Raw genomic sequence first — 13,270 nt, forward strand, 5'->3', positions numbered from 1 at the left:
AAACATGGGTATGAATTAATTTTTAATATATTTTATGGGTTAATAAAGTAGGTTTGACTTGTTATTTAAAATAAAGGTGCAACCTATTTTTTAGGGGCTTTGAAGGCTGTTAATGTATTTTTAAATGGGGTAAACCTAAGGCTTAGGTACAGAGTATTGTTTTGATTTAAATTAAGTGGTTAAAAACTTAGATCCAAGTTTAAAGCTAATACTCGTTTTTGATAGTGAAACCGACGGTTCTAGTGATGACGGGATAAATATGTATACAGGTTTACTCATTCAAGAAAGGCAGATGAATACATTAGTTAGTACTAGTGGTTCAGTCTTTTCTGGAGAAACAGATCTATTTCAATAAAATTCTCGGGGAGAAAGGGGGGGCATTTTATTTATTTACTCTTAACACAGCACTAGGTGAACATTGGATGACGGCTGAATAGTTCGCTAAATATGATTTCGCGACGGTGAATTAGTCAATGTTTTAGCTCATTTATGTTCACATACTCACTGTGTTTATGTGAACATACACTTTAATGTAATTTAAATTGCAGCGACATACGTGCGCCACCTAATGCAGGAGCACGACTAATGGATAGTTGCGATCCCATCCACACGCCAATGCGATTAACAATTGCTAAACCCATGCCGTGACCCGCATTGCCTCGGCTTTGTTGGCCGCGCACAAAAGGCTTAATCACTTGCTCCGCTTCCTCTGCATCAATGCCTTGGCCATCATCATCAACATGTATCCACACTGCATCATCTTCAATGTCTACTAATACTTGCACCTTTGACTGACCAAACCGCTCGGCATTACTGAGTAGATTACTCACTTGCATCGACAGATATTTAGGATCTGTGTTGACGGTTAGCGGCTGCGTATAGGGGATAAACTCGAGCGAGTGATTGCAGTCTACTTGGGTTGCAAGTTTGCTTTGCAGCCAAGTATTTAACTCTATGGGTTGCAGTTCTGGTTGTATATTGGCTTGATCAAGACGAGCGTAACTGAGCAGCGTCATCACCAACTCTTCCATGGTGTTTAGATCTTGATTAAGCCGCCGGAAGTACTTAACTCGTAACTGCTCGTTTTTAGTTTCCTCTAGCGCTTCAATGCCGAATCTAAGTCGGGCAATCGGAGTTTTTAGATCATGGGAGACTGCTCGGCTAAGCAGTTTATTGTCATCGAGCAGTTGTTGGATCCGATCGGCCATGCGGTTGAATTCAGTCTCAATCGAGGCAATGTAAGAGGTCTTATTCACAGCCATCCGTTGTTGCAACTCTCCCATACCAAAGGCTTTAGTCACTCTGCTCAAATGGAGCAATTGCCGGATTAAAGGCGATACCCACACCAGCATAATCACAACGACCCCGCCGTAAAAGAGCATGGTATAAAGTTCGTTAAGATCTGAATTGGCATCCACTGGTGTCGTTAGGCCTGTATTAATGTTGAGTACTTGGCCTGTCTTGGGCATCAGGTAATGCAACGAGATCCCTTCATCGGACTCTAGCATCAGGGATGCCTCGGTATCAAACTGTAGTTTAAGCGGTTCAGGCAAGAAAAATTCAGTTTCAGCAATGAGTGATAATTGCTCTGAATTGTGCTGGTTCCAGTTGTCGATAAAGGGAGTATTACTGGCGGTTTCGTTATCTAAACTCCGTGACAGAGCAACGCCTAAAAGAGTTAATGCCGCGAGGTGCTCAGTGGTGCTGGGAGTTTCTGTCTCTGGGTTTTGCAGTGCGGCAAATTCACTAATCGACCAGCCTAGGCTGGTAATCGTGGCCAAAACCGCAAGCACTAATGAGATGATTAACTTTCTCATGACGTTAAACCGATCATGAGTCAGTCTCTCCTTTATCACGACAAAATAGGTAGCCTTTACCGCGAATGGTTTTAATTTTATAGGGTTGATTTTGAGCTTCGAGCAGTTTTTTTCGTAACCGTGACACGCGGATATCGACTGAGCGATCCAGACCGTCGTATTCAAAGCCGCGTAGCTCAGAGACGAGTTCGATGCGGCTAACAACTTGGCCTACCTTTAAAGCCAATAACCAAAATACATCAAATTCATTGGCATTCAACTCTAACGATTCTTGGCCAACCGTAACGGACTTAGCCGTTGCATCGAGTATCAAAGATTCAAACACCAGTTGCTGCTTGATCTTGTCATCATTAGCTCTGCGTAATAAGGCTTTAATGCGTGCTAGTAAGACTTGTGGACGAATAGGCTTAGTGAGGTAGTCATCAGCGCCAACATCTAGCCCTTGAATTTCATCACCATCTTCAACACAGGCAGTCATAAAAAGAATCGGGCCTGAATAAAAGGCTCTTGCTTCTTTGCATACATCGAATCCGTTTTTAACCGGCAGCATCACATCTAATAACACTAAGTCTGGTTGCTCTTCAGCGATCATCTCTAAGGCATAGTCACCTTGGCTGGCAACGGTGATCCCGTAGCCGTGTTCAAGGAGGTAATCACTGATCCATTCTGCCAGTGATGCATCGTCCTCGACGATTAAGATATGTTTTTCAACTGACATTCTTAAAATAATCTCCAACCTGACTGACTTTGTTTAGGCGCTTTATAGACCCAGGTAACAACGACTTTCACTTTTGCCAGAGATCTAGCGTCATCGCTCCTCACAAGGCTAAAAATTGTGGTTTTATCCCCTTCAAAACTATATGGATATTCTTGTACTGCGGCTCCATTCCAGCAGGCGAGCTGATGCTGACTTTGAGACAATACTAAACAATAGTGACCAACCTCTGGCGTTTTCCAGCGGAACAACACATCTTGATAGCAAGTTTGGCCTTTATGTAGCGCAACACAGCGTTCCGGCGTTGCGGTAAAGACGATTGACGACTCCTCACTCCAAGCTATTGTTGGGTTAAAGAGTAATAGCAGCGCTAAGCACAGATAGAAATTATTCATGTGTCCCCTAAAATACATAACTGATTGAGGCGTTAAAAAACGACACATAATCAGCCTGATTAAAGGGGCTTTCAGTGACTTCATCTGGCAGCACATTGACGCGGTACATCGCGCGGAATACAAAACTTTCGCTAATGGGGTAAGCGACGCCGACTTCCAAGCCATAGCTAAACGAACTGCCTGGATGGTACTCGGGAAATAGCTCAGTAGCTTCATCGCTACCGATACCAAAAAGATTGCGATTCAAAGTGGATGACGAGTATTCGATGCTGCCTAATGCATGAAAGTTCCAGTTTCGAACTTGCCAAGACTTACCCAGTCGGGCTGTGCTTTGGATCCCTTGATCATTCAAATAGTCACTGACTATTCGGTACTGAAATACGTAATTGCCATCCCAATAACGTGTAGCTCGAAATCCCGCGCCAACATAGAGAGACTCTTCAGACAATAAATAAGCGTTACGGCCCGCTTCATTGAGAGTGGAGGGGTCGACATCTTCTGGCCGTGCCCAAGTACTTTTGAGATTTGCGGCTAAAAAATCGAGTGACCAATTATCAGAGTTCCAGAAATTAAATCCTAAATTAATGCCATCTTGAGATTGATGTACCATCTCAACAAATAGCCCTTTGTACTGGTACATACCGCTAATCAACAATGATGGCTGTACAGCTTGATAATCTGTTTGGCGAATATCGACTTTATTAACGCCGTAAACGCTAGCCCCGAGCTCAAAGTAACCACCGTTAGCAAGGCGATTATCGACTCCACCGGTGACACTGCTGGCAATATCAGATGCTGAAGCCATTACAGGAATAAAAATCATTATTAAGAGCAGTGTCCGAAGGAAACACTGCCGTATATCACGACAAATATTAATCATGAGCTGGCGTCACATATTAGATAAGTTGTTGGGGTTTTAGTTAGCAAAACGAAGCTCCACTCCATTGTGACATCATGTTTCATTACGTCCTTAATTTCCGATTAGTGGAGGGACTTTCATCCTGCATTTATCACCATGAATGGCATGAGCTAGATTTTTGCTCTGCTAATGCAGACTGGACTCAGCCGTATATGCCAAAAATAGAACGTTCTATCACGTTAAATGGCCGAGAAATATTATACAAAGCTATAACCATGAAGCGCAAGGCTGCGCACATAAAAGTCTCAAAACATTAAAGCTGGCAGCACGTTGGGTGTATGTGTACAGCGATTGTTGCAGCGGTAAGTCTGGGAGGCCATTGACGATGGATGAGTGTTGGAGAATTTACTCTTTAATATTAGTGCTACTTTGCTAATGATGCTTTTAGCTGAGACAACTCAGCTTCTGTTAATTGGCGCATTTTGCCTTCCGCCAAATCAGCCAAACTCAAACTCTGAATCGAAATACGTTTAAGGTCGATAACCTTATACCCGAGTGCCTGTGACATACGGCGTATTTGCCTATTTAGCCCTTGGGTGAGGACTATTTGATAACTATCGTCAGTTAAACGACTCATGTTACAGGGCAGGGTTGTAACGTCCTTGTAGCTAACTCCTGCTGCCATCTGTAATAGAAATTCATCACTGAAATGTCGGTCCACTGTAACGTGATAGGTCTTGCAGTGACCAAAATCAGGGTGCATTAATTGGTGAGCAAGTTCACCATCGTTGGTTAACATCAATAGACCGCGAGAATCTTTGTCGAGACGCCCCACTGGATACAGTCGTGGCGATTCAGGCAGTAAATGCCACAAGCTATTAGGCAAGTCAGCGAGCAGGCGACTATCGGTGCCAACGGCTTTATTGAATAACCAATAAGCTTTGGCTTCAACGGCGGCGATAAGCTTACCATTGACTAAGAGTTGCTCTTGGCAACGCAGGCCGTCGGGTGTCTCGAGTAACGTCACTGTATCAATGTGGTTCGCGAGGCGGCTATCAATCATTACATGGCCATCTCTGATTAAGCGAGTCGCGGCGCGGCGCGAACAGCAACCGGTTAAGGCGAGGTATTTAGCGAGTCTCATGGTTGGATTTATTGTTCTCCGGTAAGATAACGTTGTGACAGTTCGAGGTAGTTTTTAATCGCTATTTTGCGGATAGTCCATGCAAAAGATAAACACCAGAGCATCACAATACTCGTTTGAATCCACATGGTGATAGCAACCCAACAACGGCCTGCTTCAGGTTGCTGACAAGGGACAAAATCGAGAGTATTCCAATCGAGTTGAATCACGAGGCTTGATGAGGTAATAAATCCCAAAATACTCAACCAAAAAATGGGTCCCTTACAAACAGAGTGTTGGCTGAGTCTATCGGTGATACAGAGGAAGTACATCAACACAGTGCCGAGTAAAAAACTGGTCGACACTAGGCGATGCATATCAAGATAGTTAATTGGGAACATTCCCATTAATAGGACTGAGATACCGACCCAACCGCCGATTAAGGATAAGTAGTGACTAAAAAAACCTTGTTTGAGTAAGTAGAGTCCGAACATCGCGAGCATGATACAAATACCTGTGATCATCAAGGCGATGTTGAATACAAAGGCGAGTTTGGCATGGTTGTAGTCGCCTAAAACATCAGCGCGACGATTAAAAACGGCATCACCAATGATTTGATATTCTGCCCAAGTTGAAATGGACACGCCGATTGCAGCGATAAGGGCACCAAAAAAAATAGTCAGTACGACTAATCGGTGCAAATCATACTGCATCGATTGATACTTAATCTTATCTTCCATACTTGTGCGCCATAAAATGACTCATCCTGCTACTCGCGTGGGGCGGTTATTATGGCAAAAAGCAGTGCTGTGATGCACTCTTTTTAATGAGAATATTATTCATTCTGAGCTAAGACCAACGTGCCTGATTAATTCTCCTTACGCAAATCGTTCGATTGATCCAATGGCGATAAAAATATGTTTATTTCTAGAATAGAGGTAACAAGAGCGCATTGCGCATCACAGTCTATAAACGATTACTACTGTTACAAGCTCATTGATTTGTGAGCTAAACAAAAAAAGAGCACCTGAATAAGGTGCTCTTTTCTATTAGTCAGTGCGTTAACCACGGCTTAGGTGAATAATGCTATTTAGTTTCGCTTGCGAAAAACCACAATAAGTACCGCGACCACTGCGAGGATCATGCAGTACCAAGCATGAGTAACAACTTCAAATGGTGACAAACTAAAGGTTGATGCGACTAATAGTGCTTGCGCGCCATAGGGGAGCAAACCTTGGATAATACATGAGAAAATATCTAAAATACTGGCTGCACGTTTTGGGGTCACGCCATGCTTTTCTGCCAAATCTTTAGCGATATCACCAGTGACCACAATCGACACTGTATTGTTAGCAACACAGGTGTTGGTTGCAGCCACAATACCTGCCATACCTAGCTCTGAAGCACGGCATGATGCTTCGCCTTTGGCTTTTGAAAAACGTGTAATTAGTTTTTCAATCTGCTTGCTAACAAACGATAGGCCACCTTGTTGCTGCATAAGTGCTGCTAAGCCACCGACCAGCATAGAGAGAATAAAGATCTCCTGCATGTTGCCAAAACCAGCGTAAATATCTTGTCCAAACTGGATGACACCGTAGTCCATGGTCAATAAACCAGTGACACCGGCCAGTAAAATACCGATGGTAAGGACGACAAATACGTTCAAGCCAGCGACGGCTAAAAACAGAATAGTTAGGTAAGGGATCACCTTAATGAAGTCTATCTCTTGCGCTGCTACGTCAGCCTGGCCTTGACCAACCAGGGTGAATACAATCAAAGTGATGATCGCGGCTGGAATAGCGAAGATAAGGTTTTCTTTAAACTTGTCTTTCATCTCACAGCCTTGAGTGCGAGTCGCTGCGATGGTGGTATCTGAAATGATGGATAAGTTATCGCCAAATAGCGCGCCTGAAATGACTGCGCCAGCCATAATCGCTAAATCAATTTGTGCTTCATTTGCAACGCCAAGCGCAATAGGTGCCACCGCGGCAATAGTACCCATTGATGTGCCCATGGCTGTGGCAATGAAGGCGGCAATCACAAAGAAGCCAGGTAGCAATAAGCTAGAAGGAACCAATGACAAGCCGAGTGCAACCGTTGCGTCTACGCCACCGGTTGCTTTTGCTACTGCCGCAAATGCACCTGCAAGCAGGTAGATCATACACATCGCAATGATGTTGGAGTGACCAATGCCGGCTAAAAAAGTTTCGATTGATTGGTTAAGTCTTTGCTTAGAAATGATAATGGCAAAGATAATCGCAGGTAGAATAGCGACTACACTGGGCAATTGATAAAAAGCAAAATCGACACCTTGGTTTTGGAAGTAAAGCCCGGCACCAATAAACAATGTTAGAAATAGAAAAAGTGGTGTTAGCGCTAGAAACGATGGCGCTATTACGTCAGTTGCTGCAGCTTTAGGAGCGTTGTTGGAATTCGTCAATGTTATCTCTCTTCTATTAAATCAGTCATCGAACCATTGTCCCCATTGCCCTCCTAGCTGGAACAAACTGTGTTTTAAATGATTAAAATCACAGAATGGTACATCTCAATAGCTGAGAGGATATGAGATCGAGAGCCGCCTGTCAATTTAGACGTCTAGATGTTTTTACCGCTAAAGAAGTCGTTTAGTGAAAATTGTGAGCTTGGTTGGATTCGTCACTGTTATTTCAGTAAAAACTTAACTTGCCAAGCTTGTGGCATAAATACAAATATTTTAGCGTAACAAAGAGGATTTTCTAATATTTAGGATGCTAGAATAACCGCCTTATTATCCGCTTAACCTTGAGAGCCACGGATGCAATTAATGCATATTGATAAACGAAGCTATCGTAAGAATACCAATATTGTGATCAGCAGTTTTGTCGCGAGTCTAGCGATACTTTCGCTGGTATTTGGGACATTGTTAATTCATTTCCTTGGCGCAACAGCCGCAACTCCTGGTGGCTCGACTGGCAATTTTCACCTGAACGTTATCGGTGTGATTATGGCGATAGTGCTCTGCAGTGGGGTATTACATTCACAAAAGCAAAAGCCCTATATGCGCGAAGTGTATTATGTTTGGCGCTTAAAGCAGCTCAATAATCAAATTTATCGTAAGTTGGCTAAAATTAAACTGGCAGCAGATAATAATGACAGAAATGCTTTTATCATCTTGAGTTTTTATTTTGCCAGCCTGAAGCAAGTTTATAGCTTGGATGACAACACGTTAACCATTTCGACAGTCGAAAAAGATATTGCCCAGCTGAATGCCAGAATCGCTGAGCTGGATATAAGTGTCTCTCCAGAGCAGTTTGAACCAGAGTTACTCGACAGCATCTAAACCTGCAATCATTTCTCTTATCGTTTTATATTCACTATCTAGAAGTTTAAAATATATTTAGACTTCTAGATGGCTATTTGTTATGTTCATATTTCATTCAAATGGAATAGGATTTAGCTGGTATGAAACTCGAATCTTTAGCACTGCACCATGGTTATAAATCGGAAGCGACAACCAAAGCCGCTGCAGTCCCTATTTATCAAACCACCTCTTATACCTTTGATGACACTCAACATGGCGCTGATCTATTTGATCTTAAAGTGCCGGGTAATATTTATACTCGCATCATGAACCCAACCACCGATGTGCTAGAACAACGCCTAGCCGCTATTGAGGGTGGAATAGCTGCGTTAGCGCTTGCTTCAGGCATGGCGGCAATCACTTATGCGATTCAAGCTCTGACTGAAGTGGGCGACAACATTGTCAGTACCAGCCAACTGTATGGCGGCACCTATAACTTATTCGCTCACACTTTACCAAGACAAGGTGTTGAGGTCCGTATGGCGGGTTTCGATGAGTTCGACAGATTAGATGCACTCATTGATGATAAAACCAAAGCATTATTTTGTGAGTCAATTGGTAACCCTGCCGGCAATATCGTTGACCTGCAGCGACTAGCTGAAATTGCTCATAAACATGGTGTGCCATTAATTGTTGATAATACGGTCGCGACTCCGGTGTTATGCAGACCATTTGAACATGGCGCTGACATCGTTGTGCACTCGTTGACCAAATATATAGGTGGCCACGGCACCACAATTGGCGGGGCGATTGTTGATAGTGGTAAGTTTGATTGGGCGGCGCAGCCACAACGTTTTGCACTGCTCAATGAACCGGATCCGTCATATCATGGTGTAGTCTATACCCAAGCTTTTGGTCCTGCTGCCTTTATTGGCCGTTGTCGTGTGGTGCCGTTACGTAATACAGGCGCTGCGCTATCGCCGCAAAGCGCTTTCTTATTGCTACAAGGGTTAGAGACTCTGGCACTGAGAATGGAGCGCCATTGCGACAATGCATTAACCTTGGCGCAGTATTTAGAAGCGCACCCTAAGGTGAAGTGGGTGAATTACGCTGCGTTGCCAAACAGTCCATTTCAGGAGAACTGCCATAAAATTACTGGCGGAAAAGCCTCAGGGATCATCAGTTTTGGTATTAAAGCGGATGACGGTAAAGTGGCTGGTGGGCACTTTATTGATGCATTGCAGATGATTTTAAGATTGGTCAATATCGGCGATGCTAAATCACTGGCATGCCATCCCGCATCGACGACCCATAGACAGCTAGATGCTAACGAGCTAGCAAAAGCTGGGGTGTCAGAAGATTTGGTGCGGATCTCTGTGGGGATTGAACATATTGACGATATTATTGCGGATGTAGAGCAAGCACTAGCGCATGCGTGTTAATCCGGTCATTGATTGAATAAAAGGTTAGCAAGCTTGCTAACCTTTTTTGTTTCAACTCAGACTATTAAATGGTTAGTTTGCAGCATTGATAACTGAAAAGTGACCTTTTAACCAAATTATCATGTCGAAACGAGTTTATTTTTCAATATAATAAATTGACTATATAATGAGACGCTAAGGCAGGTAAACCTTATTAAATCAACAAACTATACAAATGTCTCCCATGTGTTACTCTGAAAAATAATTACACTTAAAAAGTCTGTTTTACAGGGCTGTATATGCATATGAAAATGATAATTGCGGCCTTTAGCTTCCTTATCTCTATCTCCATGACTTTATTTTCTACAGCGCAAGCCAATGACATTCTGACCCAATTGGAAGTATTGGTTAGCAAAGACTCCCCCGCGGGAGGACTTAAGTTACTGGATAGTTTCGACATTGAGGCTAATCAGCTGACACCCAATGATAATGCCCGCTTGTATTTTCTCTATGGTCAGTTGTATGAGAAAACCCGTCAGTTAGATTTAGCGATCGCAAGCTATGATAAGGGAATTGCTTTAGTTGAATCATTAACGGTTAGCGATATTCTGATCGATAGCTATTTAGAGCGCTCCTTCGCAGTATATTTACAGACAAATGATCCCGCCGTTTATTGTATCGATCGTCGTAAGGCGCTGGCTTTTGCAAGACAGAATAATAACCCAACATTGCTGGCAAAAACACTCACACAAAATGCCTTTTGCTATTACACCGCGACGACAGTGCATAAGGGGATTGCGTTACTCGACGAAGCCATGATGATTGTTGATAAGAGTGACAAACTCGATGTTCACCGCAAAGCGATGATTTATAATGCAACCGGTACCCTGTATCGTACGGTAGGGCTACATAAACGTGCTTATGATAACTTTAATAAGGCCTATCAAACGTGGCAAACCGTAGACGATAAAGAAGACATGTTTAACATGCAGCACAACATGGTTAGCTCTGCGATCAAGTTGAGTGATTGGGATAAAGCCAAGGTGAATATTGCCGCACAATTAGCATTAGCAGAAGCCGCACCAGAATTTAAAGATTTCTATTTTTTTGCCTATCTCAATGCTGGACGTGTCGCACTCGGCTCCTTTGATTACCCCGTGGCCGTCACCTATCTAGAAAAAGCAATTGCTCTTAAAGAAACAACGCAGGAGCGCTATTTTGTAAGCTCTAGTCATCTGTTTTTAGCGCTAGCTTATATGCGAATTGGTGAGCCTGACAAAGCGGCTAGTATGGCGCGAGTGTTCCTGCAAGATAAACGTTTTCCAGCCAATATGGGCAGTATGCTACTGACTGCCGACGCCATTATTGCATTCGACAATAAAAATTATTTATTGGCGGTGAATACCCTTTTAAAAGTGATAGATGAAGAGCGAGAGCACAATAAGAACATCATCGATAACGAAGTTATCGACTCTGCACTTGACCATAACTCTAAATTGGCTGATTTTGAGAACGAACGACTTGCCAATAAGTTAGCAATCAATGAATTGAATCTCAAAGCTGTGATAGATAAAGAGCGCATTAATGAGCTTAAAATGAGTATTATTGTGTTAGTGGCTGCAGTGCTATTGGCGGCAGTCTTCTTTTTAATGCATTCGCGAAAAGTCTTTAAGCATCGTGCTCAAATCGACTTTCTTACGGGTATCGCTAACCGAGGTTATACCTTTAAAACGGGTGAGAAAATGATTGAAAGGTCGATTAAAAAACAACAGTCGGCATCGGTTATTATTTTTGATATTGATAACTTTAAGAGTATTAATGATCGCTTTGGCCACCATGTTGGCGACTTGGCTATTCAAGCCGTGACTAAACGGGCTGAACGTTGGTTAAAAAAGCATGATTTAGTCGGACGAATTGGTGGTGAAGAGTTTATTATTGTGCTGTCTAATACTTCAGAGGAAGAAGCTTTTTCAATATCGGAACGCATCCGAAGTGCTATTGCATCGCAGCTGTTTGAGTTTGATGATGTCAGCATTGAGGTGACGATAAGCCTAGGTATTGCGGTACTCAATGAACAAGCCACTAGCTTGACCGCATTACTTAAAGAGGCTGATAAAGCGCTCTATAAAGCTAAATTTTCCGGTAAGAACAAAGTCTATCTTGCACGGCTATGTGCCTAGTGTTTAGGATTAAAACCTAACGACCGTAGCGGCTCGCTGCGGTCAATTTAATCCAAAGTAAGTAGTGATCGACTTCGCCATTTTCTTGTTAATGCTGAAGCATGCACTGTCAAATATGTAAACCCCTCCTCTAGAACACCAATATTAAAAATCTTCACTGGCTATCAACTTGTATTTACCCAATTTTTTGCTATGTTTTCTATTTAGCGAGTGCAGTTTTTAAGCGACCATCTCGGATCATAATACCCAGAGCCGCTAGCGAAGTACGCTAAAGCTGAATATAAAAATAACCAAAGTTGGAGATTTTATGAAAAAAGCGCTAGCAGTATTGCCCCTCGCAACGTTGGTTTTTATGCCGACAAGCTTCGCGGTTGAGGTATTTAAAGACAATAAAAATGCATTTGAGATTGGTGGTTTCGTTGATGCACGAGTTATTAATACACAAGATGTTACAGAGGTTGTGAATGGCAGCTCAAGAATTAATTTCGGCTTTACCCGTGAAATGTCCAATGATTGGAAAAGCTATGTCAAGCTGGAGTGGGGCGTAAATCCCTTTGGTAATGCAACGATCTCCTATAGCAGTGAAAGTAACTTTGAGACCAAAAGCGGTGACTTTTTAAATAACCGTTTAGGCTATGTTGGCGTCAGTCACAACGACTATGGGTCGATCTCAATTGGTAAGCAATGGGGCGCATGGTACGACGTTGTGTACAACACCAACTATGGTTTTGTATGGGACGGTAATGCATCCGGTACTTATACGTATAACAAATCCGACGGTGCCATTAATGGTGTCGGTCGTGGTGATAAAGTGATTCAGTATCGTAATAGTTGGGGTGATTTAGGGATCGCGGCGCAAATGCAGTTAAAAAGCAGTACCACAGATATTGAAGATGATGGTAGTAATAACCCGAATCGATTGGTGATGACAGAATACGATAATACTTATGGTATTGGTTTGACCTACCAAGCGACAGAGATGTTAGTGCTTACCGCTGGCGGTAACATAGGTGAACCAGAAGGCACTACGGCCAGTGGTCGGGTTATTTCTGAGACCGACTATATCTATGGCTTTGGTCTAACCTGGGGCAGTTGGGATGAGCATGGCTTATATGCGGCGATGAACCTCAACCAAAATGAATTCCACGATACAGATAACTTAGGCCGTTTCTTGCAAGAGTCGGTAGGTTTAGAAACGCTGATCTCCTATTACTTAGACAATAATATCAAGCTGCTTGCCTCTTACAACGTCTTAGAGGCCGGTGATGACTATGAGGCAGAACATCCTGGTGATGTTTTTAAACGTCAGTTTGCCGTGGCTGGCGTGCACTATGTTTGGGATAACAGTGTGGTGATCTACTTGGAAGGCCGTGTTGATTTTAGTGATTTCAGTAGTGATAACCCTGAAAATGAAGCGATGCAAGCAAAATCAGAAGATGATGGTGTCGCGATTGGTATTCGCTATACCTTGTAAGTGTCC

The 13,270-nt window shown here is 42.9% G+C and carries 11 protein-coding genes; 4 read left to right on the forward strand and 7 right to left on the reverse strand.

The genetic code is table 11. The annotated features are described in order from the left end of the window. Positions 1-527 precede the first annotated feature (527 nt). The 7 genes from CXF82_RS14955 to CXF82_RS14985 form a co-directional block, all read right to left on the reverse strand. The gene (locus CXF82_RS14955) at positions 528-1,817 is read right to left on the reverse strand and encodes an ATP-binding protein (RefSeq protein WP_101092351.1); all 1,290 of its coding nucleotides are present in this window, start codon (positions 1,815-1,817) and stop codon (positions 528-530) included. Between the two features lie 13 nt (positions 1,818-1,830). Further along, on the reverse strand, positions 1,831-2,535 hold the full coding sequence (locus CXF82_RS14960) for a response regulator (protein ID WP_101092350.1): 705 nt from the start codon (positions 2,533-2,535) through the stop codon (positions 1,831-1,833). A 2-nt stretch (positions 2,536-2,537) separates the two neighbouring features. Beyond that, complete coding sequence (locus CXF82_RS14965) at positions 2,538-2,927, reverse strand: DUF3019 domain-containing protein (RefSeq protein WP_102044466.1); 390 nt, start codon at positions 2,925-2,927, stop codon at positions 2,538-2,540. 7 nt (positions 2,928-2,934) lie between these two features. Beyond that, the gene (locus tag CXF82_RS14970) at positions 2,935-3,732 is read right to left on the reverse strand and encodes a MipA/OmpV family protein (protein ID WP_257982796.1); all 798 of its coding nucleotides are present in this window, start codon (positions 3,730-3,732) and stop codon (positions 2,935-2,937) included. A 478-nt stretch (positions 3,733-4,210) separates the two neighbouring features. Continuing rightward, the gene (locus CXF82_RS14975) at positions 4,211-4,930 is read right to left on the reverse strand and encodes an RNA pseudouridine synthase (protein WP_102039596.1); all 720 of its coding nucleotides are present in this window, start codon (positions 4,928-4,930) and stop codon (positions 4,211-4,213) included. A gap of 8 nt (positions 4,931-4,938) precedes the next feature. Further along, positions 4,939-5,649, reverse strand: a complete 711-nt coding sequence (locus CXF82_RS14980) for a DUF998 domain-containing protein (protein ID WP_102039597.1) — start codon at positions 5,647-5,649, stop codon at positions 4,939-4,941. 350 nt (positions 5,650-5,999) lie between these two features. Continuing rightward, positions 6,000-7,349 (reverse strand): Na+/H+ antiporter NhaC family protein, encoded by a 1,350-nt coding sequence (locus tag CXF82_RS14985; protein ID WP_257982797.1) that lies wholly within the window; start codon positions 7,347-7,349, stop codon positions 6,000-6,002. Between the two features lie 354 nt (positions 7,350-7,703). Here CXF82_RS14985 and CXF82_RS14990 point away from each other — a divergent pair, with 354 nt between their 5' ends. From CXF82_RS14990 to CXF82_RS15005, 4 genes are all read left to right on the forward strand, one after another. Then, the gene (locus tag CXF82_RS14990) at positions 7,704-8,228 is read left to right on the forward strand and encodes a DUF3087 domain-containing protein (protein ID WP_101092345.1); all 525 of its coding nucleotides are present in this window, start codon (positions 7,704-7,706) and stop codon (positions 8,226-8,228) included. Between the two features lie 122 nt (positions 8,229-8,350). Then, positions 8,351-9,631 carry an O-acetylhomoserine aminocarboxypropyltransferase/cysteine synthase family protein gene (locus tag CXF82_RS14995; RefSeq protein ID WP_101092344.1) on the forward strand — a complete coding sequence of 427 codons (1,281 nt, stop codon included), beginning with the start codon at positions 8,351-8,353 and terminating at the stop codon, positions 9,629-9,631. A gap of 284 nt (positions 9,632-9,915) precedes the next feature. Continuing rightward, positions 9,916-11,790: a GGDEF domain-containing protein gene (locus CXF82_RS15000; RefSeq protein ID WP_257982798.1), complete on the forward strand. Its 1,875-nt coding sequence runs from the start codon at positions 9,916-9,918 to the stop codon at positions 11,788-11,790. A 307-nt stretch (positions 11,791-12,097) separates the two neighbouring features. Then, the gene (locus tag CXF82_RS15005; protein ID WP_101092343.1) at positions 12,098-13,264 is read left to right on the forward strand and encodes a porin; all 1,167 of its coding nucleotides are present in this window, start codon (positions 12,098-12,100) and stop codon (positions 13,262-13,264) included. Positions 13,265-13,270: the final 6 nt, after the last annotated feature.

Origin of the sequence: Shewanella sp. GutDb-MelDb (assembly GCF_002836075.1) — a bacterium.
Taxonomy (GTDB): domain Bacteria; phylum Pseudomonadota; class Gammaproteobacteria; order Enterobacterales; family Shewanellaceae; genus Shewanella.

Coding starts and splice junctions, on each gene's coding strand:
- CXF82_RS14955 (WP_101092351.1), bottom strand. CDS start 1,817: ATGAGAAAGTTAATCATCTCATTAGTGCTTGCGGTTTTGGCCACGATT.
- CXF82_RS14960 (WP_101092350.1), bottom strand. CDS start 2,535: ATGTCAGTTGAAAAACATATCTTAATCGTCGAGGACGATGCATCACTG.
- CXF82_RS14965 (WP_102044466.1), bottom strand. CDS start 2,927: ATGAATAATTTCTATCTGTGCTTAGCGCTGCTATTACTCTTTAACCCA.
- CXF82_RS14970 (WP_257982796.1), bottom strand. CDS start 3,732: ATGGCTTCAGCATCTGATATTGCCAGCAGTGTCACCGGTGGAGTCGAT.
- CXF82_RS14975 (WP_102039596.1), bottom strand. CDS start 4,930: ATGAGACTCGCTAAATACCTCGCCTTAACCGGTTGCTGTTCGCGCCGC.
- CXF82_RS14980 (WP_102039597.1), bottom strand. CDS start 5,649: ATGGAAGATAAGATTAAGTATCAATCGATGCAGTATGATTTGCACCGA.
- CXF82_RS14990 (WP_101092345.1), top strand. CDS start 7,704: ATGCAATTAATGCATATTGATAAACGAAGCTATCGTAAGAATACCAAT.
- CXF82_RS14995 (WP_101092344.1), top strand. CDS start 8,351: ATGAAACTCGAATCTTTAGCACTGCACCATGGTTATAAATCGGAAGCG.
- CXF82_RS15000 (WP_257982798.1), top strand. CDS start 9,916: ATGAAAATGATAATTGCGGCCTTTAGCTTCCTTATCTCTATCTCCATG.
- CXF82_RS15005 (WP_101092343.1), top strand. CDS start 12,098: ATGAAAAAAGCGCTAGCAGTATTGCCCCTCGCAACGTTGGTTTTTATG.